Origin of the sequence: Inediibacterium massiliense (assembly GCF_001282725.1) — a bacterium.
GTDB lineage: Bacteria > Bacillota > Clostridia > Peptostreptococcales > Thermotaleaceae > Anaerophilus > Anaerophilus massiliensis.
In genome coordinates, this window is the sequence record NZ_LN876587.1 from 1,533,597 (window position 1) to 1,559,494 (window position 25,898).

The window sequence follows — 25,898 nt, forward strand, 5'->3', positions numbered from 1 at the left end:
ATATGATTTTTTAAAAATTAATACAAAGCTCTCATTCCACTTAAATAAGAATGAGAGCTTTTATTTTTATAATCTTCATTATTTTCCCATACCATTTGGAGCTAAATTTAGCATTTGATCTTTTGGTACAAAAATATAATTTTCTGGAACTTTTCCTACAATAACAGTTTCTGCAACAGGTACAGAAGTTTGAACCATTGCCGCTTTTGAAGAAAAAGGAACAATAATTCTCACTTGTGTCTTTACTACAAGATAAATTTTATGTCTTGTTTGGTTAATACCAGAATGTTCAAATTCCGTTTTAAAATTTACATTGACCATTCCAATGGGAGTAACATTGATATTAATCCTTGGCCCATATTTTGCAAGAATTTGACTTCCAAACACCGTCCCTAAAGGAACACTTACATTAGATGTTTTAATTTGACGAATATTGTCTTGAACCGTCAAAGCTACTTCGGAGGCAATTTTATTCATCATAATAGTATTGGCCTGCATCATAGTCACATTTCCTTCATTATCTGTTCTTATAGAAATTAAATCCTGATATTTAATTTCCTCAGAAATTTTAGAATTTATTGATTCATTAATAGCTCTTGTTGCAATCTCTCTTGCTTTTACCTCTGCTATTGCTAAAAAAGCAGGCTTAATTTTTGTATCAATTAATAAGAATCCATATATAAGTACTAAAAAAATAAGTATGATACTTATAAACGCTTTTAAGCTGCTTTTTATTTTTCTTTGACCATATCTTCTATAACGCAAAAAATCACCCCCTTCTTATATAAATATGATAAAGGTAGGTGATTTAGTTACAATTTTAATTTGGTTTGTATTTAATACGCAATATAAGAAGTATACGTATTTACTTCAATATGTTTCTATTATTCTTATATGAATTCTGTTACTTTATCTATAAAGAGTATGCCATCTAAATGATCAATTTCATGGCATAAACACTTTGCTAAATCGCCTTCTCCAGTTATAGTAAATTTCATTCCTTTTTCATTCAATGCTTTTACTTTCACCCTTTTAGGTCTTATTAGTTTGCCCCATTTATTTGGAATGCTCAAGCACCCTTCTACAACCTTTTGCTTTCCTTCAATTTCAACTATTTCTGGATTGATCAGATATATGATCCCCTCACCCATATCTATTACAACAACTCTTTTTAAAACACCAACCTGTGGTGCTGCTAGCGCGGCTCCATTTTCTGTATTATGCAATGTTTCTTCCATATCTTTAAGTAAAGTTAAAGTTCTATCATCAATCTTTTCTACCTGTCTACATTTTTTTCTTAATATATCATCGCCTAAAATTCGAATATTCCTTAATGCCATTTGATAAACCTCCATTTTCAAAGATTATTCTTTTTATCATTTACCCACCTATCTTGTTATTGAACAAGAAATTACTATTATGTAACATGTATTTATAATATCTTAATATTACAAATAACGCAGCTATACTATTAGACCAAATTTTATTATTTCTCAATTGTATTTTTAACTTCAAGACTCTTATCTTAAGCTTACATATACAAAAACTATTTTCTTGCTTTCCTTAATTAACAATCTATTATATTCCCTCACCCAATCCTGTTAAAAATTCAGAAACAGCTATATATGATATATGTATCTACTTATAATAGAATTTCCTACAATAATTATAGTTGCTAGTATAATTTTAAAGCATCCTATTTTTTCATGATAAACAACAAACTTTCCTTCTTCATCCCATTTTGTTTTTCCTCTATCAATTAATCTATTATACGATTTAATATTAGTGATAATTGTAACAAAAGGGATCATTAATCCTTCTCCATAAAGTAGTACAAAGCTCCCCCTTTTCAAGGCTTCTATAAACAGTAATCTATTTCCATTAGTATCACGAATATGTATCTTAAAAATCCACTTACCTAAAGTATATCCACATTTCGATAGTAACAAAGCTTCTATAAAAACCCAAATCGTGTAACTTAATAAACTATTAATAGTCCCCCAAGCAAATGAACTGATCCATTTTGTAATTGGTGATGAAATACGCAATTCAATATATCTAACAATTGTTAACCATATCATAATATCAATTGTACGTGCCCAAAACCTTACCCATGGTCGTATTTGGCTACATTCTTCATCATCAGTTAAACCCTTTCTGATTAAATTACCTCGTTTAGCAATTTTTTTATATGTAATTTCATTGTCAGCTTCTAGTAAAGAAATTGTATCATTAGATATATTTTTATTTGCTACAGTATCTAAAACCCCATTAAAGTTTGTTTTTATAGTATTTTCATTCATCCCAACTGAAGTCATTTCAATTAGACAGTATGCCATATACTTTTCTTTTCCAAGTTGTTGCAGTTGCCTGTTATTAATGTAAAAACCTAACCATTCGTCCCATTCACAATATTTTACTATAATCTTTTCTCCAGTTTTAATATCCTCACAAAATACTGTATCATCATCCACATCTATAAAAATCCTTATTTTGTCCTGTTGTTTTGGTATTATTGTAAGTAGCCTATCAAAAATAATATAATAATTATTGATACTTTCTTGAATATTAGGGTAAAGTTCAATGATTGCCTTCTCTAGGTCTTCATATTCAATACAATCAATAACATATTTTAGCGTAGTATTTTTAGCCTCCCATATGTTTTTACCATACCTTCCTACTAACTCATTTTTTGCTATTTCAATAACTTCTTCCTCATAATCACCATATTCAATAAAAACTATATTTCTAAGCTTATCATCGTTTAAAGTACTCATCTTTTCCTTTATTCTTTCTATATCAACTGTCACCATTTATTCCCCTCACTCTATTTAAAAAATTAATAGGCATGCTCAGTAGAATACATTTAAACTTCCATTCAATCAAATACATAAAGAAAACTTTAGTATTGTTCTTGATAATATTTTACATATTTTTCTATTATATTCTATAAAGCCACAATCTTTCCCTTTAAATTTAGCCAAGTTTATATGCTTGTCCATCTATCCCTCCATAAAAAAGCAACCCATTTTCAATCAACCCCATAGCGCACCCTAATCCTAAAAGTAACCATTAACTCACAGACGGGTCTACCTCTGCTATCGCTATAAATGCTTTCAAGCTACCTTTGGTTTTCCTACGGCGGTATCTCCTATAACGCAAAAATCACCCCCCTTCTTATATCAATATGATAAAGGTAGGTGATTTAATGATTATTTATAGAGAAAATATATTTTTACCACCAATACAACTATTACATAGCATGTATATTATATTTATAAGGCAGTTATTTTTTATACATTTCTAATTCTACTAAATCTATAATAACTCCTGCATTTCTCAAAAAATCTAATCCCAATAATCCGTTTACTCGCTCTTGTGGATCTATTTCTCCAAAATCTATATTCATATCTTTCAATGATATATCTTCACATTCTATCTTATCTATTCTCTTTCTAACCGAGTAACACACTTTTCCACCATATCCAGATGCTTTTACGATTTTGTCTTCAGCAGATAAACCAATTTCCATTTCTTCTAAATACTTCGGGTCTATAATTGTATGATATGCTCCCGTATCTACTATCATATCCTTTACTTCTACTGATTTTCCTTGATGTAATAGATTTATTGTTATATATAATAATCCGTCCTTAAGCCTTAATCTTATCATACTATATACCCCTTCTTATTCCTACGTTCTTTACTATCTCTATTATAATTTTTTCATTTTTTGTACTGTAAACTATTTGATTACCCTTCCCCTTAAAAAATTCTTCCATAGCTTCATTTTCATCAGTAATTACTTTTATAAATGCTACCTCATCAACATACTCTTTTCCGTTTTCAATGTGGGATTCTAAAATTTGAATCTTTACAAATTGATCTGGGCACATTTCTCTTACCTCTTGCCACTTCAATAGAATCTCTCCTTCCTTAGTTATATTTATTTTAATTATATCACTGATAAATCAAAATATCCTCACAATTCTAAACTGATATATACACGCTTTCCCTTCAATTATCTCTGCTTGTCCATTCCTCCCCATAAAAAATCACCCTCTTCATATATAAATATGTTTCATAGGGGTGATTTAGTGATTATTGATCATAAAAACATGAAAATTTATTTCATACTATTTACAATTCTTCTTTGATAGCATATCCCATTGATGTATACCCTTTTAATCTTCCATAATTTAAATCCATACATTTCTATTCCTAGGACCATCGAATTCACAAAAGTATACACTCTGCCAAGTCCCTAAAATAGGCTTTCCCTTATTTATAATGATCATCTTTTCTGCACCCATATAGGAAGATTTTAAATGGACATGAGAATTCCCCTCAAAATGTTTATACTCTTCTTCTTTATTTTCATCCCAATGAATATCTTTATAAGCACCATTATTGACCCACCCAAAAGCAAAAATTCCTTTTGATTCACCCCCTAACCTAATAAGGTAACATCTAGCCCCTTCATTAAATTTCTTTCTAGTGCCACAACTCCATCTCGTAACACATGCCCCTGTTTTTTCAATACTATCAATAGCTTCTTTGATAGTTCTCCAGTTCCATATCTTAGGATTATATGTTAATAAAAACACTTCCGAACTCCTAGTGTTTTTAAACATATATGGTTCTTTACCTTGTCCGATTTCTTCTATTAACAACATAGCATTTATAAAGTCATTAATAATAGCATAATAAATTTCAGCTGTCACTTCATCATTATAAAGATCATTACGTTTTATTTTATGATAAACAACCCAATCTTTATTTTTGTATTTAAGTGTCTCATGTTGAAATCTGTTAACAAATTCATCTCGTCTAGCATACTTCGAATTTTTATCATCCTTAAGACCTCGATATAATCTACTTATTGCTCCTTTTTCTGCAAGGCTACTAATATTCTTTACAATATAAACATAGTTTTCATCTACTAAGCAATCTGATAATTCAACCTGAAAACTGAATGTACCAAATTTCTCGTTATTATTGCCTAGGAAATCTCGAAATATATGAAACTCCTCTACTTTATCTTTAAAATTTAAACTTAAAGTTTATGTTAAAGTTCTCCTTTTACTTTAGGTCAAGCCTTAATAATTACATTAGCATAAATTCCTGCTAGTCCAAATATCTTATAGTATGTACCAAAACCATGCTGTAAGGGATGTGATATTATGGCTAATAAAATTACGTTGACAGATGAAATAAAAAAATATCTAAAGAAGCTCGTGGATCAAAATCCACCACTTACCACAAATAGAATCAAAATCATGTTCAACAAAGAATTTGATAAGAATTATGCACGTCAAACAATTGTTAATAAAATTAGAGAAGTTTGTAAAAAGAAATGTAATACACCTAGAAAAGAAGATATGGGAATAGATAAAAATACTGATTATAAAAATCACAATTCCATTCTTGATGGTCAAGTAAAAATGATATTTGATGAAAACAACAACGGTTATCTTTCTGATCCATTAAAAGATACCTCTCAGAAAAGTACAAAGAAAAAGGCTTCTATGAAAAGTAATACTGATCATATTATGAATTACCTACTTACCCTAGATAAAAACATAAAACCACTGGATTCTAAAATGAATAAAATTGTCAACTTCATTAATAAATTCGAAGAAGAAAATTCTCCAGAAAAGCTCAAACAGTTTTCAGATGTTTTTATTAGAATCTATGCAGGAACTAGAAATAAAGATTCTGTAAATATTAATGCTGAAATTAAGCAACGGGTTATGAAAGAAATGGAAAAGATTTATAAGATTAGGAAAAACCAGTCATTGGCTATTAATACGGCTTTGTTAGTTGCTTTGTATAATCCGCAAGATAGAGGTAATCAAGATAAGAATGAAAAGTAGACAGAAAAAACATAAAAAAGTTCTCGCATATGCTTTATCTTTTTAAAGCTACTCGAAAGGCATTGCATAATATATCCATTTAAATAAAATTTGTATATCCCTTTACTACAGTAAAGAGGTCTGAAAAAATTTATGATAATGTAAAAACAACATATCACTTAATACTTATACAATATGTCGCTTTCAAATCAATCAAAATAAAAATATGATTTTTAAAATTACATTCTATCCTTTTATTTTCAATTATCTTGTAGATTTTACTCAAGGCAATACAATAGTAATTTTGTAGCATACCAGTTTTTTTAAAATTGATTAGATTTATATATCACTTGTTATTCTAAAAAAGATATTTCCTGTTTGAGATGCATGTCTTCTTTTTCTCACTAGCATGGATACAAAATCTATTCTTCCTTCTAAAACTGTCATCAAATCTGCTCCGTCCATTAATAAAATCGTACTTCTACTGCTTGAAAGAATATTTACTGCATCCTTTGCAAAACCATTTATTGATAAGAATAGACCAAGCGTGTTATCAAGTTTTCTTTCAACTTTTCCTTTGAAACTATTTAGTTCACTAAGATCTGGTAATTTATTTGTCCATTTTGCTTCAAAAAGATAGTCGGTTCCTTCTAATGAAAATGCTCCATCTACTTGTTCGCCTATGTTCTTAAATGAAGATTTTGGATCTAGATCAAATAATGAAAATAACTCATACATTATTCTCTCTAATTCATAGCCTCTATTTTGATGATTGTCTGTTGCAAAAAGACTACAATAATAATTCTTAATTTCATCAAGTTTTTTTAAAATAGCTTTATTAGAAGAAAATTTCTCCATAGCTTCCTTTCTTCGTTGTGCTATCAATTCTTCTTCTTTTATTTTTTCATCATGTGCCTCTACTAGTTCTTTTAAGGATTGAACAGCTCTTGTTGCTATTTCAGCCTTTTTCTTTCCATCTTCAAGATTTTCTAGATGTATAAAATTATCCATTTGACATACTTCATACATCAAACGTCTTATATCTCCTAAATGATGTTGCTGATCTTTGCATAAAATATTAACAACATCTGAAACAATTTGTCTTTTGTAGTTTCCTAAATTAACTCTATTAATGATGCCTTGATCGTTTATACAATTACGTAAAAATGATTCTAAATCACTTTTATACCAAAAAATAACACACAATGCTTCTTTTAATCTGTATATTGCTGTTGCCGATAACTGTTTTGCCATAATTATCACTCCCTTTAAAGCTACCACCATCTACACTTAGCATTTTCATGGTATTCATATTGAATACATTTCTCATACACAATACAATTTTATATCACATCGATATGGAAAATTTTATAATTCAAAACAAGTTGTTAAAGAATAATTTAAACTATAGTTTAAAAGTTCCTAGTGATTGAGGAGCTTTTATATACAACTAATTTTCAATTATGTTGGATTTGCTATTTACCTGTATCATACATAATTATATTTTTTGCATTATCTGATATCTTTTAAAAATTATATTCTTCTTTAAACTCATTTTTCTTTACTATCATATCCATTTTCTTATACTTGCTTTTTAAATATTCTGCTGTATATTCTAATTCTGGAAATATATAATCTTTCCTAATTCCCAATTTTCCTACTGAATTTAGAAGTTTTTCTTTAATCTCTTTTGGAATAATAATTTCAATAAAGTTTTGTTCTAAATCTCTTTCACAGACATCATGTAATGAATCAGCATATTTGATAAGCGACGGCAATTTAGCATCATTAGATGTATACATACTAACACCTTCTTTATCTGTAATAATACTATCTGTATCATAATTATACAATCCATTTGCAAATAATAAGAAAATAGATTCTTGTCTCTTTTCTCTTTCCGTAATATAATTTGGTCTAACAAAAAATATATTGTTAGTTCCGTAAACCAATTGTATATATGTATAAAAATATCCCAAATCAGATACTAAATTAAAATCTAGTTTTTTATAAATAGAACACACTTGTTTTATATAATCATTCATATTATCGTTGCCGTATGGCAAAGCTATATATATTTTTCCATCAACATCATAACCATTCGTATCACAGCATGCAAAATATAATGCAATTAAGGGATTCATTGTAAAATCCAGTAGTCTTGTAGGCAATCCATAATGTTGCATTTTAGCAATTATATTGAAATCATCCATATTTTTGAATTCATCTGGTCTTAATTCCAAAAAATCAAAAATCATTCTGCTCTCATAAAATACTAAATTATTAAATCCTAAACTTGGCTCAAGCTTCCACTCTTTGTTCGTTACTCCTCTATACAAAAAATTTTTCGCTAAATTAAATCTGTCTTGTTGTTTTTCTGTTTCACACATATTAATAATTTTAAGATAATCATAAATATTATCAATATGTAGTTGTTTCTTCATACCAGTTGTTTTACTTCCCTCTCTCAGAAAATCTGATAACATATTTTTTTTCATAAAAAAATCGTAATAGTCTTTTAAAAATGAACCTAACATTTTTGCTTCTCTCCTAACCTCTATACGCTATCTCCCATTAAATATTCTATAATCTCCACATGTTATTTTTATAGTGCAAGAAAGTTTGAAAATATTTGAATTACAATAATTAAAACTGATGTGATCCCTACTAACATTGGTATCATAGCTTGTTCTTCTCTTCCAGACTGTTTTAGTATTGAATTCAACATAGTCATCAATGTACTGATTGCTATAACTTTAAAAATCAATTTTAAATTTATAGTAGTCGGATCTAAAGAACGTATTTGAGGTTGAATCCAAATAAGTGTTAGTGATAATAAAATTAAAAAAATTGATCCTGAATATAGTTTGTTTGTATTTTTATTTTTTTCTTCATTAATGGATTTAACGCCTAAGATTCTGCCACTTACATCTATATTTTCACTTAATTTATTAGTCATAAATTTTATTTTAAAGCTATCTTTAGAATTCAATAAAGTTGGTAATATTTCAATATTATTTTGATTTACTAATAAATCTACCTTTAAATCCTTAGGGGCAATGCCTTCTGTACTTTTTGTCAGTACACTAACATTCTCATCTAATTTTATTAGAATATTTTTATAGAAATCATCAGCTTTAATAGGGATATTCCCAGAATTATAAAAATGTATTTCTATTAAGTGAGGAGATTCTATTTCTTGTCCATTAAACAATATTTTTATCTGGTCAGTAAGTTCATCTTGTTCATTTAATATATTTGTTATTGAAATAACTTTATACTTCAAAATTTTGCTTTTGCTTTCCATAAAATATATAAAAATAGGTATTAATATAGTAGCTAATAAAGTTAAAATACTAATCATGTTTGGTGTTAAAATGCTCTCTACCGTCTTCATTTGTATCCCTCTTTTTCATAGATAACTTATCAATACATATTTTACCATATAATTATTAGATACCAAGAGATTTCATTCTATAATAAAATCATTTCTTATATAAGTCATTTTTTCTTGCAATTTTTGTATTAAGCCTTCATTTTATACCATATATATAATATTATACCATTTTTTACTCTTCAACAACTATAAACCTTATCCTATAATAACTTCTTTTTGCCTATGCTTGTCCTCTCCTACCTCATAAAAAAAATCAATCCATCCCATAACACACCCTCACCTTAAAACTAACCATTAACTCACAGACGGGTTTACTTCTGCTATTGCTAAAAAAGCAGGCTTAATTTTTTTATCAATTACTAAAGATCCATATATAAGTACTAAAAAAATAAGTATGATACTTATAAACGCTTTTAAGCTGCCTTTCATTTTTTTATGACAGTATCTTCTATAACGCAAAAAATCACCCCCTTCTTATATAAATATGTTCCATAGGGGGTGATTTAGTTACAATTTTAATTTAGTTTGTATTTGATACCCAATATAAGAAGATAAAATTATTTAAAGAATCCTTACTGCACATAATTCTACTACTACGTCTTAATTCAAGAAAAGAAAGAGGTTTGTCCACCCATCATATGTAAAAAATCAGCATGTCTACTATCTATAAAAAATTTGATATAAAAATTAAAAACTATAGAACATACAAAGTGCTTTATGATTTATTTAAAGTAGCCTCAACAGCTGTATGTATTGCTTTATACAGCTTATCACTTACAAGTTTAAATTCATCTTCCCTTCCAAGCTGATGTGCAGAATATGGTGGTGAATCATTCCACGATCCCATTCCTCCAAAAGGCCACTTGATATTCACTAACAGCTGCTCTATATCAAATTCTTCATCATTCTTCATTCTTTCCAAATGTTCTTTTCCACTATAGAAAAATTTAGACCAATGCTCTTCTTTAATTTCTAGAGCAAAGTTACCAATCCTTAGATAGCATTCAATAAGATTATCAATTGCTTCATTATGATCCACATCTTCTAAGATGAATTTTTCATTAATTTTTTGTATCATATGATATTGAACATCCCAGTTCTTTTCATTATATTCGAATACATTTCTCCACACTTCATAGTAGCCGTTATAAATACATATCATAAATTGACCACTTACTCCATTTGCGAATGCTGATAAATTCCTATCATCTGCATTTACTACTAATTTAGCATACACTCTTTTGCAATTTCTTACTTTTAAATACTCGTACCATTCCATTAACGATCTTGCAACGACTTTTATCTTATTCTCCCTAAATAATTTACTTATAAAAGAATTATCTACAGTCGTTTTAAAAAGAACACTCTTTATGTATTTTTCATCTTCATATTTATCAATCTTCTTATTTTTTAGAGACTTATTTGATGAATCAATAACTTTAATTAAATGATACAATTGACCATTCATAATACCCTCCATTAATAAAGTATTTCGCATAACTTGTGTTGCTCACGACATTACTATCGTGAATACTTACTATACAAGAATTTAAAATTTCACCTTGTAAATCTATTCATTTTTTTCAATCTCCTGTTGTATAACGTCTCACATTACCTATATTTCAGCTACTTAGGCATATCTTGCTTAGTTACTGGAAGATGTGCAGTTCAGCTCTAGCAGCCTTTTCTACTGCACAAATAACAATTTATTGTTACGTGACATTTATATATATCTATGTCATAGAAAATATAACTGCTCCACCGGAGCCTAATATTGCAAATTTATTTCCTGAATTCGAAAAACCACATTTTATCCATCCATCTAATTCTTTAATATCAATCATATATGTCTTATCTAAATATTCCCTTGATGAAGCATTATTCTCAAAAACATTATTAATTATTACTGATGCACGAGGCCACCATGGATAGATAACTTCAATGTTCCAACCATCATTATTTATATGTATACCATCCCCTGAATTTAATCCAAAAATATTAATCACCTCATTAGAAGATGGCTTCTTAAATCTTAGATAATCGTTAGATAAATTTTTACTAACTATTTGATAATCATAAATAACATCACTAACTTCACCATTTAATGGATTATTAATACTATAAGCATAGTCAGATATAAGGAAAAAATTATCATCCTTATCCCATCCACCTGCAATAATTCCAGCACCACGAATATATACTCTCTTACTCCACGGTAATGGTGGTAAGCCCGGCACCATTGTTTTTGCCTTGTTTAGAAGTTTCAATTCAAAGTCTGTTCGTATTTCATTAACTTTAAACTGATTATTATTTTTTATCCCAAACATAAAATTGACCTTCTTTCTCTGATAATGTCTCATAACATCTCTCATGCTTTTCAATGATATATCTTCGCATTCTATCTTATCTATTCTCTTTCTAACTGAGTAACACACTTTTCCACCATATCCAGATGCTTTTACGATTTTATCTTTGATTACCCTTCCCCTTAAAAAATTCTTCCATAGCTTCATTTTCATCAGTAATTGCTTTTATAAATGCTACCTCATCAACATACTCTTTTCCGTTTTCAATGTGGGATTCTAAAATTTCAATCTTTACAAATTGATCTGGGCACATTTCTCTTACCTCTTGCCACTTCAATAGAATCTCTCTTTCCTTAGTTATATTTATTATGATTATATCACTGATAAATCAAAATATCCTCACAATTCCAGACTAATATATACAAGCTTTCACTTCAATTACCTCTGCTTGTCCCCCATCTCTCATAAAAAAAATCACCCTCTTCTTATATAAATATATTTCTTAGGGGTGATTTAGTTACAATTTTAGTTTAGTTTGATTCCATACGTAATATAAGAATGATATGTCTTAAATAAAACTAAAGATTATACTCATTTACGTCAACCTATTTTTCAAACGCAACACATCCTACTAAATAAGGATGGTCAACAATTATTGCATTCTTTTCCTTACGAATCAACCATAAAATATATGCATCTCCACCTCCACATAAAATATGGAATGCACCAAACATAGCAAAAAAATAATTTCCTAATACTAATCCAATAATATATGTCAATAACCCTACAACAATAGTGGGCATTGCACATCCTAAAGCATAGTTTTTAAATGCAAGCCCTTCACTACAACAACAATATGGTGTAAGTGTTGACCAATCTACCCCAAATCCTATAGCCCCCCACTTTTTTTTACAAAAAACTGCCCATGTAATTCCATGAATCAATTCATGTACAACAATTCCTATAAGTACAATAATCCAAAATCCTATATCTAATCTCGTATACTTATAATTTTCTCCATAAATTGCGAAAAATAATAAATAGCATACTACAAAAATTGGTGCTGTAGTTACCAATACCATAACATTCGCTTTTAAAGTACTCACACTTAAATCCTTTTCTTTATATCCTTGTTCAAGCAATTCTTCACGAACTCTATTAAATTCTTCTAAACGTTTGATTTGAACATCTGTTAAATTCTTCTTATCCTTTGATATTTTACTTTTATTTTCCATTTTTATATTATTCTCCTAGTATGCATTTATATTTGATTCTAAATCTATGTTCTTCGCATAATTCTACTACTACGTCTTCATTCAAGAAAAGCATATATCAATCTATCTAAATTTACTGAGGTTTTTTAGTTAATCTATCATGTACTCTCTCTTTGGGGTCTATTTCACCAAAATCTATCTTTATATCTTTCAATGATAATCTCCACATTCTATCTTATCTATTCTCTTTTTAACTGTGTAACACACTTTTTTTCCATATCCAGATGCAGTTTATATTCAATAATCATTATAAGAATAATGTGTTTCAATATCATGATTATAAACCAAAGATAATTATGATCATATGAAAAACCCATGACTAAAAGTTGTATTCAAAATACTTCTTAACAAAATTAGCCATAGGGTGTCTATCATTTTCTTGTCCTATATAATCTAAATCAAAATCATAAAAATACAAATATGCTATACTTTTTTTCTCTTCAGATGTTCCAATCATGCCAAAAGATTTTGGAAATTCTGTCTTACTTTTTTCATGATCAGCTACCACTTTAAAAGTATAGCTATTTATTGAAAACTCATATTCAGGAATAATATCTTTCACTTTATCTTCTAAAAAAGTATAGTTTTCTTCCAATTTATCTTTTTCGCTCTCATATGTTTTATCATCATATTTCACAATAAGAGCAACTGAATCAGATTCAAATAGAAACATTGTTTTATGAGTATATTTATATGCAATATTCTCATATTTAGGTAAATCATCAAGATTGGGCATAATGTCTTTGGCATTTGTATCAATTGTAGTACCACTATTAAGATACTTTTCAATATTTGCGCTTGACTTGTCACAGCCAGTCATACAAAGAATAAAAGTAATCCATATAATCATCAAATATTTTTTCCTCACTTGAAATCACTTCTCCCAAAATAAAATCAGTTTCCTTCTTTAATCATAGTAATATATAATAGCATTATAACTTGGTTACTATTAGCAATCAAGTATTTATATGGGCACAATAGATAAAATCATATAGAATATGATTTTTAATAATAAAAGGAATGTGCTTTCACTTAAAGAAAGCACATTCCTTTTATATACTAAATATCTAAGTTATTATACATAATCAAAATCATCTGGTACATCAAACCATTTACCTTTTCCTAAATGAAGGATAAAACAAATGGCCGCCATTATCAAGTAACCTATCATAAATGTAGATTTAAAAAATATACCTAAAGATGCACTATGAATAAATCCAAATAACGAAAGAACAGCTCCTGCTAAGGCTGTAAGTCCAGCCTTGTCTAACTGTCTATCAATGATAAAAACAGTCAAAGTCCCAAGAAGGATGCCTATAATAATAGCCCCTGCCTTCACTTCTGCAACTCCATTCCACATGACTCCCGAAGCTGCTAATCTTTGGGTTACTTCTGTACCATAACCTACAACCCCTGAAGATAGCGTCTCAGTCCATATATCTGAAAGACCTACTGCTCCAGTAACTTGCGTAAATAAAAAGTCTGCAATAGGTGGAACCATGGCTATACCAATTCCAGCATAATGTTTTTCATCACACACTCTAAATGCTTGAGATAGCATAACAATCGAACACCATAAATATGTAATTGCTGCAATAGCCGGTGGAATTAAGGCGCTAAAGAATGTAAAGAGTCCAAAAACTCCTGCAATGGCAAGTAAAATTCCACCTACCCATGAAAAGCCTATATTGGCTCCTGCTTTTTTTAGCCCTGCATGTCCAAGCCAAACCGTATTTGGTACAACTCCACCAAACAAAGCAGAAATCATCGTACATATACCGTCTGCAAATTGTGTATCTCTTACACTATAGTTATCTCCTGCAGCATTTGCTGCTTCTACATTATCCATGGTTTCAATAAAATTATAAATTTCAATAGGAATAATAATCGTTAAATAAGGTATCACTATAGCAAAGCCATTTATAAGAGCCTCTATAGAATTAACAGGATTGGGTACATAAAAACCAATACCTGAGAAGTCAATATGAGTACGTCCAATGGCTAACGCATAAACAATTCCTCCTACAATAGCTACAGCAAAGGGTGGAATTCTTTTAGGAAACAAATATCCTCCAAAAACACCAATCATCCCTACTAATAAAACGGGAAGTCCTATAATTGGATCTCCAAATAAATCAAATACACCTTGAGTAGCCATCCAAATAAAACCAATTCCTGCTACTGTTCCTAAAAGAGCTGCTCGTGGAATTCTCTTTTTTAGCCACGGTCCGATAAAACCACCGCAAAACTCAATTACTCCTCCTATAAAGCATGCTGCAACAGCAGCAGACCATGCAAGTTCTGGATCATTAATAGAATAATGAAGCGGCATAATCACCCCATATAAAATAACAAACATAGCAGGTGTAGATACACCAGATGGCAATGCTGTCACATCTGTTCTTCCTTCTTTTTTAGATAATTTGTAGGCCGTATATGCATAATATAAACAACTTACTAAAAGTCCCATAGACATACCTGGAATTACTCGTCCATAGACAATTTTATCAGGCCAGCCTAACACTCCTGAAAGAGTAGCGATTACAATAATATAATTTACAATATTGTTTGTAAGAATATACGTAAGTCCACCTATATCTCCTCTGTTAAACCATGTCAACCTCTTTTCAGTTTTTATCATCCTTGCTACCTCCACTAATCTATTTATGCTTCAATATCTATAAATTCGAATTTTATTACATCAAATAGTCCCATATCTGTCAGCTTGATCTCTGGAATAACTGCTAAAGACATAAAACAAAGTGTCATTACAGGTTCAACATCTAGGTTTACCTTAAGAATATCGTAAGCTACCTTATGAATATTTGTAAGCTTTTCATCTACCCACTCACCTTTTTGATCACTCATGAGACCTGCTATTGGCATAGGCATATTTTCTAATATTTTTTCATCCTTTACAAGTACAATGCCTCCACCTTGTTCAATTAGCTTGTCTACTGCAAATGCCATATCTGTATCATTTACACCTACTACAATAATATTGTGAGAATCGTGAGCTACTGAAAGTGCAATAGCTCCTTCTTTTATCCCATAATCCTTTAATAATCCCAAAGCTACATTGCCCGTGTTTTGATGACGCTCAACTACTGCTACCTTAGCAATATCTATATTTGAATCATATACAAATTCATCTTTTTCATCTCGTTTGATGACTTCTATTTCTTTACTGGTAACTACACCACCTGGTAGAATCTTAATCACATGGGCTTTCTCAGAATTAATCTTTAGTCTTAATTTTTCTTTAGAAAAATCCTTTACATGAAAGCTTCCCTTTGTTTGAGATATATCATGATAAGTAATAGGTAATATATACTCACCCTTTGTTGCTACTTCTTGTCCTTTAATAAATACTCTTTGCACATTAAAATCCTTAAGATCATCTATCAATACTATATCTGCTCTTAATCCTGGTACAATAGCACCTCGGTCCTCTAACCCAAAACATTCAGCTGCATTTAAACTAGCCATTTGAATCCCAATAATCGGATCAACTTCTTCTATACACATGCGCAAGTGATGATCTAAATGCCCTACGCTTAAAATCGTCTTTGGCTGGCAATCATCTGCACAAAGGATACAACGTCTACTATTTAGTGGAGTTACTCCTTTGAGTAATTCTTTCAGATTATGACAAGCTGATCCTTGACGAAGCAATACATACATCCCTCTAGAAATCCTATCATGCATTTCCTCTACCGTAGCACATTCATGATCTGTATGGATTCTAGCTGCTGCATAAGCATTCAAATCCTTTCCTGATACGCCTGGACTATGTCCATCGATTAATTTTTTTTCATTTTTTGCCACTAACAATTTATCTAATACACCATCTTCTGCACCGATTACTCCTGGAAAATCCATAAATTCTCCTAATCCAAGAATTTTTTCATGCTTGATAGAATCTTTCATATCTTGCGCATGAATAGATGCTCCTGAATGTTCAAAAGGTGTTGCAGGTACACAAGAGGGTAACATCCATTGAATATCTAAAGCAGTGCCTTTAGATGCTTCTATCATATAATTTACTCCCTTAAGACCACATACATTAGTGATTTCATGAGGATCTGCAATAATTGTAGTTGTCCCATGAGGAACAATGAGTCTTCCTAGCTCCTCAGGACTCACATAAGAAGATTCCACATGAATATGACTATCAATAAAGCCTGGTGCTGCATATTGTCCCTTTGCATCTATTTCCTTAACCCCTTCATATTTTCCAACACCTGCAATCAATCCTTCACATAAAGCAATATCCCCTTCAACAATGGATGCATTATATACATCTACTACTTTACAGTTCTTGATCACTAAATCTGCTGGTATTCTTCCTGCTGCAATATCTATAAGCTTTTTTAATTGTTTTTTTTCCATCTACTACAACCCCTTACTCTATTTATCTTCTATCAATTCAATAATTGGATCAAATGTAGTTAATGCTATACAATCAACAGGTCCTACATCTGTAATCGCATAGTCAGGAATTGCTGTAATGGGTAAGAAAAACATATACATAAGAGGCTCTGGTAAATTACAACCGAGTTGATTGGCTGCCTTTGTCAATAATTTTTCACGATAAGCTATTTCTGCTGCATCTAAGTCACTGGCAATACCTCCTACAGGCAATGAAAGAAATTCTACAATCTTACCGTCTGCAACAACTACTTGTCCTCCTCCATTTTCTATAAGATGATTTACTGCTATAGACATATCTGAAGCATCTGCTCCCATGACAATGATATTATTATCATCTGGTGCTGCTGATGATGCCATTGCACCTTTTTTTAGATTCCATCCTGAACAAAATGCTAAAGATTTGTTTCCATTACGACCAAAACGTTCAAGAACTGAAACCATCAGCACATCTTTCTGTGTATCTGGTAATACAACAAAATCTTTTACCTGAAGGGTTGCATCTTTTCTTTTACGTACAAAAGGACCTTTTACATCCATAGATAAAACCTTGGCTTGTCCATTTTTTATGTCTACCTTATACTCAAAGTCCTCTTTTGTTGTCTTAGCACATTTTAACGCACTGCTAAGAACACTGCTTCTTGCTGGTGCCTCTAGATTATATGTAAGCTTTCCATTTTGTGCAACAAGACGACCATTTGTAATGACTCCATCTACACGGAAAGTTTTTGGACTATCTACTAAAAGAATATCTGCTATTTTTCCTGGTGTAATAGAACCTACCAAATGATCTATTCTATAAGCTTCTGCACTATTAATTGTAGCCATCTGGATAGCTGTCATAGGTTCTACCCCTTCTGCAATGGCCAAGCGAACAACATTATCTAAATGTCCCTTTTCTAATATATCTGTTGCTGTTACATCATCTGTACAAAAACTTACACGTCGTGCGAGAGCAGGATTCACTTCTGTAACAGCTCTTATATTCTCCTTAAGAAAATGTGTAACAGATGACTCTCTAATCAACATATGCATTCCATTACGCATCTTTTCTACCACTTCTTCATGATCGTAGCTTTCATGATCTAATCTTATACCTGCACAGAGATAACCATTTAACTCTTTGCCTCTTGCCATGGGTGCACATCCAAATATAGGAAGTCGATTCTTATTAGCTTGTTCAATTGCTCCTAATGTATCTTCATCTTCTACTTGTACAGATTCTCTTACAGTTTCCCAAACACCAAAACATTCTGGCCATTGTTGTACTACTGAATGAACTTCTTCATTAAAATTAAAGGAAACAGTAGATTGTGGAAATGTATAAGGTGTTTTATAGGGTGCACCCCAAAAAACTTTTAGTGGACTTTTCTTTACTTCTTGAAAAACTTCCTTCAAACCTTCTAGTCCAGAAACGGAAATATACTCATCTAAACCTGAAATAATACTTGTTGTTCCACAAGGTACTACAGCTTTAGCAAAGCTTGTCATGCTTAGCTTGCTACATTCACTATGTATGTGTCCATCAATCAAACCTGGTACCAAATATTTTCCTGTAGCATCAATTGTTTGAGTGTTTGGACCTATATAATCCGCTACATCTCCAATGGCTACGATTGTATCTTCGTAAATGGCCACATCTCCTTGATAAATTTCACTAGACATCACATTGACTAAATTCCCATGAAGAACAACAGTATCTGCTGGTATAATACTTCTACCCGCACGAATCAGTTTTTTTAAGTTTTCCTTGTTTTTTTTCATACAAATACCTCCAATATATAAATTTATATAATTTGAGATATTCCGGCCAATCATGGCAAATCAGGTTTCCCGTCCTGCAGTTTTTATCTCGACGAATTTGTATTACTTAAAAAACATAAATGTATGATGTTTGATCATATAATAACATATTTTTTCCAAAAAATATACACTATTTTGTTGGTTTTGAAAACTTTTTTTCGAATTTTGTAAAAAATGTTCGTGATTTTTTCTTCTACTCCTCTTTCTATCCTTTAAATCTTTAAGAAAAACAAGAGTAAAATAACACAAAAATCACCCCATTCTAATATAAAGGGGTGATTTAATTACAATTTTATAATCCACAAGACTTCTAAAATTATAGAAGTCATAAGAACAATTGCACACCAATTATTTTCATTAACCCAACCAATTATTTGTATAAGCCACGATTCCCAATATAGCACCAATCAATCCAGCAATTATAACATTTAGAAGAGCTTTTTGATCATTCTTTTTTAAATCAGAAGATTTCTCTTTTTTCATGTTTATTTGTCCCCTCTCATAAATTTATATAAATAGCTCTAGAATAATCTATAAATTTTATATCCAATATAATAAAAAACCTCTCTTCCCAAAAATAATAATTTACTTTTTAGGCTTATATACTTGCTTGTAGGTGTAGGAGAAGAAATTGCTATGATTATAAACATTTTTTTTGCCGTAACTTTCATATCATCCTCCTACAAATGTATACATATAAAATCATCCCCTTCATCTAAAACTATTTAGGGGATGATTGATTATCTGTATCCTCTTAAAAGTGGTTATATATTTCTATATTCGCTTATTTATATAAACACTCTCTTGTAATAGGTATCTGATTATTCAAACCCTTAGTAAATAAAAATTGATGTACATCTATACTTCCATGATGAAAAGATGCAGCGCACCCATTTAGATACATCCTCCACATTCTGATAAATCTTTCATCATACATATTTCGTACTTGGTCTATATTTTCTTCAAAATTTTTTGCCCAATGCTTAAGTGTCTTAAAATAATGTAATCTTAAACTTTCCATATCAATCAGATGAAGATTATAATTAGGCATCATCCATACTAATTCTCTTATAGAAGGAATATATCCACCAGGGAATATATATTTTTTAATCCAATTATTTACTTCGCTTTCTATTTGTCCTGTTATACAATGTAGCAAAGAAATTCCTTCATTTCTAAGAAGTCTATACACAGCTTTCATATATGTATCTAGATTTGCTCTCCCAACATGTTCAATCATTCCTACACTCACAACTCTATGGAATTTCTCTTTGGACTCTACCAATTCTCTATAATCCATAAGCTTTACATCTACTAATTGTTCCAGATTTTCTTTCTTTATTCTCTCTTTTGTTTTTTTATATTGTTCTTCACTTAAAGTAATACCTAACGCTTCTACACCATACTTTTTAGCAGCCTCTATAATAAGCCATCCCCATCCACTGCCTATATCCAACAATCTTTGACCTTTTTTCAATTGTAATTTCTTTAGTATATAATGAATTTTATTCATTTGAGCTTCATATAAAGAATCCTCTTCTGTCTTAAAATACCCACAAGAATAACTCATGGTTTCATCAAGCCATAGCTTGTAAAAATCATTTCCTAGATCATAATGATAATGAATATCCTTCTTTTGTTGAGATATAGAAGTCCCTACATCTTTACGCATTCTCTTTATAATTTTTGATTCATTCAAAAAACTTTGTTTATTTTTATAAACAGCTTCTAATACTTCTCTTATATTTCCTAAAAAATCAATATCTCCATCCATATACGCCTCTCCAAAAGCTAAATAAGAATCCTCTAAAATCTTTTTCTTAGAAATAGCTTTGTGAAACACAATTGTAAATTTAGATTCATCTTTTCCATATTTTCGTCTATCTTGATCCCAATATTCTACTGTAAATGTTTCATTAGATAATCTTTTAAAAAATTGATCCATAAAAAATTTTTCTACACCCATTACTTCATCCCCTTTATTTCATTGGTGTAAATTATTACCATATATATTGTATCATTCTCTTAAAAGGGAATCAAATAAGGATTTACAAACTATCTTCTATTGAATTTACACCTAAAACATCCTCTTCTTCATCCAATACAAAAACATAATTTTTTATGCCATCAAAATGATCTAAACACCATTTACCTTCTTTATTCTTTATAAAAAAATTTTTTCTATGATAGCTTTCATTTATATGTATTTTCCCTCTTTCCTCTATAATTAACTGTTTACTTAACACTTTTCCTTTTCTATCTTTTTTAATCTCAATATAAGCATTTTCAACATAGGAATCTTTAGCAAAGATACTTGGTATATACACTTCTTTTTTTGCAAATAACTCATGCTCCTTTTCAAATATCAAATCTTCATAAAAATCCTCAATGATATGTCTAGCTATTTTCCCATTAAAAGACTCTATAAAATCTTCTTTGCTTTCAATGTAATCTGGTACTACAAGTAAATTTTTTTCATTGCTATCTTTTAAATTCCTATTGAAATCATCTAAAGCTTGGTATGCTTCTTTTAAAATTATGGTAGATTGATCTTTATTGATGAGTACCTTTTCATACTGATATTCTGTTAGATAATAAATTCCTGCAAATATATTAAATGCGAACAATAACATAATCATAATTCGTCGCCATGTTTCCTTTTTCATGTCAATCTACTCCTCATTCGTATTTTTTCATTCTGTATATCCTTATTGTACAATATTTATTTATATTTTGGAATATTTTGTATATATCAAAAACAATCTTTTTATATAAAAATCACCCCTTCATGTAAAACTACATACATTAGGAGTGATTTTGACAAATGAACTATTCTTTATTTAAATTTATTAAACTCTTCTTCTGTAAAAGCAAAATATTCCTTTCTTACATGATCTAAAAATTTTTCATATTCTTCTCTTTGTTTTATATCCAATTGATTTGCATAAAGATTTACCATCAAATCATGAACAACATAGTCTTCACTCATATCTACAAAATCAGGATCTTTTGCCCATGTAATTTGACTATCTTCTCCTCTTGATATAATTCCATATAATACATGAACACCATCTACGGTAACTGTCATATATCTTTCCTTTTTTTCTGATAAATGTCTTTCTAGTCTTCTGTGAGTTACTAGCTGTTCATAAGGATTATTTCTACCAAAATACATTCCTCTTAACATAACGCCTCTTTGAATGGCATCATTTAATGCTTTTGAAATATCATTGATTTCTTCTTCCCATATAGAAAGTACAATGCGTCTTTTTGCATCATGAATCAATAAATTTAAAAAATCAATAATCTTATTTCTTCCTTGAATCACTATTAATTTATGATCATTTTCCTCTTTCAAATAAACTTTTTTGGAGTATTCTTCAATATGATGAAATATACTATCAAAATTATTTTTAAACTTTCCAATGAATAATTTTGGATCTAAAGGTTTATAAACACTCATAGTATCTTCCCTTTGTTCAAATACTAATTGTTTATTCTTTAAGCTTTCTAATACTTCATAGATTCTTGACCTGGGAATACCAGATATTTTGCTTAATGTATATCCATTGACTGGATATTCTTCCAAAAGACTTAAATATGCCTTTGCTTCATATTCTGTTAATCCTAAATTTTTTAAATCTTCAACAATCAATAGAGCATCATTCATATTATACCCACCTCTATCTTTATCCTGTGTGAACTAAAATAACTATAAATGTTACAAAAATTGATCCTAATATAGGTATTATTATACCACCTTTACGCCATACATATATAGCTGCAAATCCAATTCCTAATATAGATGCTTGTGGTATATTAGGAGTCGTATAAAATACATCAGGAATTAGAAGTGCTCCTAAAGCTGTATATGGAATTAATTTTAAAAATTTATTTAACTTAGTAGGTATTTTTTCTTTAGAAAGGATAAAAAATGGAATCAATTTAGGTATATACGTAACGATCATCATTCCTACAATCAATAGAATATAATTATTCATCTCCATTCACTTCCTCCTCTTTTAATAAACATGAACCTAATAAAGATACAGAAATAATACTTACTATTAAAGTCCATCCTTGTGGTAAAGTTGTTAATTTTTTCAATAACGTGTTGACAAATCCTGATAAACCAATTAAAAATGTAATTAATTTAGACTTTTTAGCTTCTGGTATTAAAATAGCTATAAACATAGCATACAAAGCTATGCCCATACTATCTTTTATATTTTCAGGCAATATTCCTCCTAACCAGTACCCCACAATTGTACCTGTTACCCAAGAAAAATATCCCAAAAACTGTAATGGCAGCATAAACTCTTTTGTAATTTCTTCGCACTTAAATGATGCTATTGAAAAAATTTCATCTGTTACACCAAATGCAATAAGTGGAATCCATTTTTTAATAGCATCTGTCATCTTTGTAGCAAGTGATGCACTCATTAAAAAATAACGGAAATTTACTAATAAAGTAGTCACTACAATTTCTCCTATTCCTACCCCTAAAGTCAATAAATTTAAAGCTATAAATTGACTTGCTCCTCCAAACACAAAAACAGATAGTAAAAAACTATCCTTCATAGAGATCCCTACTGTCTTTGACAAAATTCCAAATGCCATAGCGATTGGAAAATATCCTATAAAAATAGGTACTCCTGCCATAAACCCATCTCTTCGGCTTAGCTTTTTTATGCATTGTGCTTGCATATAGTCCCCCCACCTCTTTAAATAATCAAGTAGTTACTGTAGTAGTTACTACTTGCTAGTAGTTATTATAGTAACTACTAGCAAAATTGTCAATATAAATTCAATAAACATAGTTTAAAATTTTGTAAATAGACAGAATATTTTATTTTATGTATTTAACAATTGCTATCTATCCCAATCTCATCTTAACAATGATCATTTATTAACACAAAAAATCACCCCCTGTATATAAAAGCATTTAGGGGATGATTTAATGAGTTATTTTTGTTTTATAACAATTTTCTGTCCTTCTTCAATCCACTGCACATGATAATTAAAATTCTCTGTTATAAATCTCAATGGTACAAATACGCGATCATTTATGATTTTAGGTTTCATAGGCATTTTAAAAGGCTGATTATTCATATAAGCATTATTTGAATCAACAAACATTTGCATTGTTGTATCACTATTTTTTAGTAAGACTGCTTGTATTTCTGGTTGCCATTTAATTTCTACCCCTAAAGATTCAAAAACACCTCTTAAAGGAACAAACGTCCTTCCATTTTCAATAATCGGTAACACATCTAAAGTAATTTTTTCAGTTTCTCCAGATTTACTTCTATATAAATATGGCGAATCCATCTGTAAAGATATCTGATAAAGATTTGATTCCTTTTCATCTATATACGGTATCTTATCTTTTACTATTTCTTGTTTATATTCTTGTACTTCTAATTTCAAAGAAACATCTTTAAAAAACTCTGTATTTTCTTTACTCTTTATATTTAATGATATATTCCCATTGTCTGTTACCTGAACATAAAGTGGAATATAAAAATATACAGGTATATCTTCATCTTCTTTTCCTCTATTAATTGTTAGTTCAACTGTTTGATCATCTATTTTCTTCATAGAAACAATTTTTGCATCAGATACATTTTTTATAATAGAATTTTTTATACTCTTTTCTAAATTACATTCATTGTTATCTACCCATTTTGAATGATTTAAAGTTAATATAAACGTTTTATTATCTGACCCAAAATTTTTCTCTATAGGTTCTTGAAGCGTTAGCCATACAGGATTATTTTTTCCAAAAATATGTCCAATAGATACAGTAGGATGCTCGCTAGAACCTTTTCCTATGGCTAATGCATACTTATATGTACCACTTGATATGAAAGTATCTGAATCAATCTTAACCATAATATCTCCTGCATTTTTAACTTTGGAATAAAGAGGAATTTTAAAATTAGCTTTTTCATTAGTGGATACACTTTCTCTATTGATGGTCACTTCTAATCTTTTAGAAGACCTTCTTGTTATTTTCATTTTTGCACCAGGAGTACTCATTTGTAACCCATCATATACCATATTTCTTACCGTAATAGGATCATCATTCTCAAACCATTCTGCATTCTCTAATATAAGATCGATTCGTTGATCTTCTGATCCAAATTCATTTTCGTGTTTTTCTTCAATAGTTAATATCGGTGCATAACGGTCTTTAAATTCCCAATCATCCTTTACATGTGGAATTCTATCCACATGATTCTCTGATGCTGCAAAAGAAAAACTACTAAATATCAACATACAAATAATTATAGTAATCAAATTTTTCTTCATTATAAACACCATCCCTTTCCTATTTAGCTTTTTCATAGCATAATCTTTGACTATTTGCATACATCTACCCACTGGGCATCTGTGATTTCTTTTAATTCTTCTGGGGTCACTTTTATAGAAGAATTGATAGATCCTGCTGCTGGATAAACATATTCAAAAGCTTTTAATGAACAATCTAGATATATATCTAAAGGATTTGCCAAGCCAAAAGGACAAACTCCTCCCACTGGATGCCCTGTTATTTCGAAAACTTCATCTGCTTTTAACATAGAACATTTTGTTTTAAAAGTATCCTTATATTTTCTATTGTCAATCTTTGCATCTCCTTTTGTAACAATCAAAATGCTTCTCTCTTTTAATTTAAAAGCCATGGTTTTGGCAATCAGCTCTGGTTCTATTCCATGAGCCTTTGCTGCTAATTCTACTGTTGCAGTACTTTCATCCATCTCATATATTTTAAATTTTAAATTTTTTTCCTCAAAAAATTTTTTAACACTCTCCAATGACATGTCCTTCA

28 protein-coding genes are annotated in these 25,898 nt (G+C 29.9%); 1 reads left to right on the forward strand and 27 read right to left on the reverse strand.

Going from position 1 to position 25,898, the window contains the following annotated elements; translation table 11 throughout:
* Positions 1 to 78 precede the first annotated feature (78 nt).
* The 6 genes from yunB to BN2409_RS17590 all read right to left on the reverse strand — a co-directional run bounded on the left by yunB (position 79) and on the right by BN2409_RS17590 (position 4,724).
* Positions 79 to 765 carry a sporulation protein YunB gene (gene yunB / locus BN2409_RS16050; RefSeq protein WP_053957609.1) on the reverse strand — a complete coding sequence of 229 codons (687 nt, stop codon included), beginning with the start codon at positions 763 to 765 and terminating at the stop codon, positions 79 to 81.
* Positions 766 to 890: 125 nt separating this feature from the next.
* A complete protein-coding gene (gene def, locus BN2409_RS16055) occupies positions 891 to 1,340 on the reverse strand; it encodes a peptide deformylase (RefSeq protein ID WP_053957610.1) in 450 nt (149 codons plus the stop codon).
* A 279-nt stretch (positions 1,341 to 1,619) separates the two neighbouring features.
* Positions 1,620 to 2,810: a DUF6557 family protein gene (locus BN2409_RS16060; protein ID WP_053957611.1), complete on the reverse strand. Its 1,191-nt coding sequence runs from the start codon at positions 2,808 to 2,810 to the stop codon at positions 1,620 to 1,622.
* A gap of 476 nt (positions 2,811 to 3,286) precedes the next feature.
* Complete coding sequence (locus tag BN2409_RS16065) at positions 3,287 to 3,673, reverse strand: retropepsin-like aspartic protease (protein ID WP_053957612.1); 387 nt, start codon at positions 3,671 to 3,673, stop codon at positions 3,287 to 3,289.
* A gap of 1 nt (position 3,674) precedes the next feature.
* Complete coding sequence (locus tag BN2409_RS16070) at positions 3,675 to 3,896, reverse strand: hypothetical protein (RefSeq protein ID WP_330375497.1); 222 nt, start codon at positions 3,894 to 3,896, stop codon at positions 3,675 to 3,677.
* A gap of 303 nt (positions 3,897 to 4,199) precedes the next feature.
* Positions 4,200 to 4,724, reverse strand: a complete 525-nt coding sequence (locus BN2409_RS17590) for a YjbQ family protein (RefSeq protein ID WP_242847981.1) — start codon at positions 4,722 to 4,724, stop codon at positions 4,200 to 4,202.
* 459 nt (positions 4,725 to 5,183) lie between these two features.
* Here BN2409_RS17590 and BN2409_RS16080 point away from each other — a divergent pair, with 459 nt between their 5' ends.
* Entirely contained in the window at positions 5,184 to 5,876 is a 693-nt protein-coding gene (locus tag BN2409_RS16080; protein ID WP_053957614.1) for a hypothetical protein, read from the forward strand.
* 318 nt (positions 5,877 to 6,194) lie between these two features.
* Here the strand turns inward: BN2409_RS16080 and BN2409_RS16085 are convergent, their stop codons facing one another.
* From BN2409_RS16085 to BN2409_RS16165, 21 genes are all read right to left on the reverse strand, one after another.
* Positions 6,195 to 7,109 (reverse strand): hypothetical protein, encoded by a 915-nt coding sequence (locus BN2409_RS16085; protein ID WP_053957615.1) that lies wholly within the window; start codon positions 7,107 to 7,109, stop codon positions 6,195 to 6,197.
* A 272-nt stretch (positions 7,110 to 7,381) separates the two neighbouring features.
* Entirely contained in the window at positions 7,382 to 8,392 is a 1,011-nt protein-coding gene (locus tag BN2409_RS16090) for an FRG domain-containing protein (protein ID WP_053957616.1), read from the reverse strand.
* A gap of 68 nt (positions 8,393 to 8,460) precedes the next feature.
* A complete protein-coding gene (locus tag BN2409_RS16095) occupies positions 8,461 to 9,252 on the reverse strand; it encodes a SpoIIIAC/SpoIIIAD family protein (RefSeq protein WP_053957617.1) in 792 nt (263 codons plus the stop codon).
* Positions 9,253 to 9,546: 294 nt separating this feature from the next.
* A complete protein-coding gene (locus BN2409_RS17420) occupies positions 9,547 to 9,711 on the reverse strand; it encodes a hypothetical protein (RefSeq protein WP_199873078.1) in 165 nt (54 codons plus the stop codon).
* 256 nt (positions 9,712 to 9,967) lie between these two features.
* Positions 9,968 to 10,720: a hypothetical protein gene (locus BN2409_RS17595; protein WP_053957618.1), complete on the reverse strand. Its 753-nt coding sequence runs from the start codon at positions 10,718 to 10,720 to the stop codon at positions 9,968 to 9,970.
* A gap of 265 nt (positions 10,721 to 10,985) precedes the next feature.
* Entirely contained in the window at positions 10,986 to 11,771 is a 786-nt protein-coding gene (locus tag BN2409_RS16105; RefSeq protein WP_207642573.1) for a hypothetical protein, read from the reverse strand.
* Positions 11,719 to 11,895 (reverse strand): hypothetical protein, encoded by a 177-nt coding sequence (locus BN2409_RS17430; RefSeq protein WP_199873080.1) that lies wholly within the window; start codon positions 11,893 to 11,895, stop codon positions 11,719 to 11,721. Before BN2409_RS17430 ends, BN2409_RS16105 begins: the two co-directional genes overlap by 53 nt.
* Before the next feature lie 268 nt (positions 11,896 to 12,163).
* Positions 12,164 to 12,793: a DUF3267 domain-containing protein gene (locus tag BN2409_RS16110; RefSeq protein WP_053957620.1), complete on the reverse strand. Its 630-nt coding sequence runs from the start codon at positions 12,791 to 12,793 to the stop codon at positions 12,164 to 12,166.
* A 358-nt stretch (positions 12,794 to 13,151) separates the two neighbouring features.
* Entirely contained in the window at positions 13,152 to 13,700 is a 549-nt protein-coding gene (locus BN2409_RS16115; protein ID WP_242847982.1) for a hypothetical protein, read from the reverse strand.
* 207 nt (positions 13,701 to 13,907) lie between these two features.
* Positions 13,908 to 15,473 carry a xanthine/uracil/vitamin C permease gene (locus tag BN2409_RS16120; protein ID WP_053957621.1) on the reverse strand — a complete coding sequence of 522 codons (1,566 nt, stop codon included), beginning with the start codon at positions 15,471 to 15,473 and terminating at the stop codon, positions 13,908 to 13,910.
* Positions 15,474 to 15,496: 23 nt separating this feature from the next.
* Entirely contained in the window at positions 15,497 to 17,224 is a 1,728-nt protein-coding gene (ade, locus tag BN2409_RS16125; RefSeq protein ID WP_053957622.1) for an adenine deaminase, read from the reverse strand.
* Positions 17,225 to 17,242: 18 nt separating this feature from the next.
* Positions 17,243 to 19,027, reverse strand: a complete 1,785-nt coding sequence (locus BN2409_RS16130; RefSeq protein WP_053957623.1) for an adenine deaminase — start codon at positions 19,025 to 19,027, stop codon at positions 17,243 to 17,245.
* 396 nt (positions 19,028 to 19,423) lie between these two features.
* Entirely contained in the window at positions 19,424 to 19,549 is a 126-nt protein-coding gene (locus BN2409_RS17695) for a CrcB family protein (RefSeq protein ID WP_110943181.1), read from the reverse strand.
* A 38-nt stretch (positions 19,550 to 19,587) separates the two neighbouring features.
* Positions 19,588 to 19,737, reverse strand: a complete 150-nt coding sequence (locus BN2409_RS17060) for a hypothetical protein (RefSeq protein ID WP_199873081.1) — start codon at positions 19,735 to 19,737, stop codon at positions 19,588 to 19,590.
* Between the two features lie 113 nt (positions 19,738 to 19,850).
* The gene (locus BN2409_RS16135; RefSeq protein ID WP_053957624.1) at positions 19,851 to 21,032 is read right to left on the reverse strand and encodes an SAM-dependent methyltransferase; all 1,182 of its coding nucleotides are present in this window, start codon (positions 21,030 to 21,032) and stop codon (positions 19,851 to 19,853) included.
* Positions 21,033 to 21,114: 82 nt separating this feature from the next.
* Entirely contained in the window at positions 21,115 to 21,732 is a 618-nt protein-coding gene (locus tag BN2409_RS16140) for a hypothetical protein (RefSeq protein WP_053957625.1), read from the reverse strand.
* Positions 21,733 to 21,902: 170 nt separating this feature from the next.
* Complete coding sequence (locus tag BN2409_RS16145; RefSeq protein ID WP_053957626.1) at positions 21,903 to 22,736, reverse strand: TrmB family transcriptional regulator; 834 nt, start codon at positions 22,734 to 22,736, stop codon at positions 21,903 to 21,905.
* Positions 22,737 to 22,755: 19 nt separating this feature from the next.
* Positions 22,756 to 23,073: an AzlD domain-containing protein gene (locus BN2409_RS16150; protein ID WP_199873082.1), complete on the reverse strand. Its 318-nt coding sequence runs from the start codon at positions 23,071 to 23,073 to the stop codon at positions 22,756 to 22,758.
* A complete protein-coding gene (locus tag BN2409_RS16155) occupies positions 23,060 to 23,773 on the reverse strand; it encodes an AzlC family ABC transporter permease (protein ID WP_053957627.1) in 714 nt (237 codons plus the stop codon). The genes BN2409_RS16150 and BN2409_RS16155 overlap by 14 nt, the downstream gene beginning before the upstream one ends.
* 258 nt (positions 23,774 to 24,031) lie before the next feature.
* Positions 24,032 to 25,441 carry a copper amine oxidase N-terminal domain-containing protein gene (locus BN2409_RS16160; RefSeq protein WP_053957628.1) on the reverse strand — a complete coding sequence of 470 codons (1,410 nt, stop codon included), beginning with the start codon at positions 25,439 to 25,441 and terminating at the stop codon, positions 24,032 to 24,034.
* Positions 25,432 to 25,890, reverse strand: a complete 459-nt coding sequence (locus BN2409_RS16165; protein WP_053957629.1) for a YbaK/EbsC family protein — start codon at positions 25,888 to 25,890, stop codon at positions 25,432 to 25,434. The genes BN2409_RS16160 and BN2409_RS16165 overlap by 10 nt, the downstream gene beginning before the upstream one ends.
* Positions 25,891 to 25,898: the final 8 nt, after the last annotated feature.

Bases quoted from the DNA above. Each gene is read 5' to 3' on its own strand.
- def (WP_053957610.1), bottom strand. From the start codon at position 1,340: ATGGCATTAAGGAATATTCGAATTTTAGGCGATGATATATTAAGAAAA.
- BN2409_RS16065 (WP_053957612.1), bottom strand. From the start codon at position 3,673: ATGATAAGATTAAGGCTTAAGGACGGATTATTATATATAACAATAAAT.
- BN2409_RS16070 (WP_330375497.1), bottom strand. From the start codon at position 3,896: ATGTGCCCAGATCAATTTGTAAAGATTCAAATTTTAGAATCCCACATT.
- BN2409_RS16080 (WP_053957614.1), top strand. From the start codon at position 5,184: ATGGCTAATAAAATTACGTTGACAGATGAAATAAAAAAATATCTAAAG.
- BN2409_RS16085 (WP_053957615.1), bottom strand. From the start codon at position 7,109: ATGGCAAAACAGTTATCGGCAACAGCAATATACAGATTAAAAGAAGCA.
- BN2409_RS16090 (WP_053957616.1), bottom strand. From the start codon at position 8,392: ATGTTAGGTTCATTTTTAAAAGACTATTACGATTTTTTTATGAAAAAA.
- BN2409_RS16095 (WP_053957617.1), bottom strand. From the start codon at position 9,252: ATGAAGACGGTAGAGAGCATTTTAACACCAAACATGATTAGTATTTTA.
- BN2409_RS17595 (WP_053957618.1), bottom strand. From the start codon at position 10,720: ATGAATGGTCAATTGTATCATTTAATTAAAGTTATTGATTCATCAAAT.
- BN2409_RS16105 (WP_207642573.1), bottom strand. From the start codon at position 11,771: ATGAAAATGAAGCTATGGAAGAATTTTTTAAGGGGAAGGGTAATCAAA.
- BN2409_RS16110 (WP_053957620.1), bottom strand. From the start codon at position 12,793: ATGGAAAATAAAAGTAAAATATCAAAGGATAAGAAGAATTTAACAGAT.
- BN2409_RS16120 (WP_053957621.1), bottom strand. From the start codon at position 15,473: ATGATAAAAACTGAAAAGAGGTTGACATGGTTTAACAGAGGAGATATA.
- ade (WP_053957622.1), bottom strand. From the start codon at position 17,224: ATGGAAAAAAAACAATTAAAAAAGCTTATAGATATTGCAGCAGGAAGA.
- BN2409_RS16130 (WP_053957623.1), bottom strand. From the start codon at position 19,027: ATGAAAAAAAACAAGGAAAACTTAAAAAAACTGATTCGTGCGGGTAGA.
- BN2409_RS17695 (WP_110943181.1), bottom strand. From the start codon at position 19,549: ATGAAAAAAGAGAAATCTTCTGATTTAAAAAAGAATGATCAAAAAGCT.
- BN2409_RS17060 (WP_199873081.1), bottom strand. From the start codon at position 19,737: ATGAAAGTTACGGCAAAAAAAATGTTTATAATCATAGCAATTTCTTCT.
- BN2409_RS16135 (WP_053957624.1), bottom strand. From the start codon at position 21,032: ATGGGTGTAGAAAAATTTTTTATGGATCAATTTTTTAAAAGATTATCT.
- BN2409_RS16140 (WP_053957625.1), bottom strand. From the start codon at position 21,732: ATGAAAAAGGAAACATGGCGACGAATTATGATTATGTTATTGTTCGCA.
- BN2409_RS16145 (WP_053957626.1), bottom strand. From the start codon at position 22,736: ATGAATGATGCTCTATTGATTGTTGAAGATTTAAAAAATTTAGGATTA.
- BN2409_RS16150 (WP_199873082.1), bottom strand. From the start codon at position 23,073: ATGGAGATGAATAATTATATTCTATTGATTGTAGGAATGATGATCGTT.
- BN2409_RS16155 (WP_053957627.1), bottom strand. From the start codon at position 23,773: ATGCAAGCACAATGCATAAAAAAGCTAAGCCGAAGAGATGGGTTTATG.
- BN2409_RS16160 (WP_053957628.1), bottom strand. From the start codon at position 25,441: ATGCAAATAGTCAAAGATTATGCTATGAAAAAGCTAAATAGGAAAGGG.
- BN2409_RS16165 (WP_053957629.1), bottom strand. From the start codon at position 25,890: ATGTCATTGGAGAGTGTTAAAAAATTTTTTGAGGAAAAAAATTTAAAA.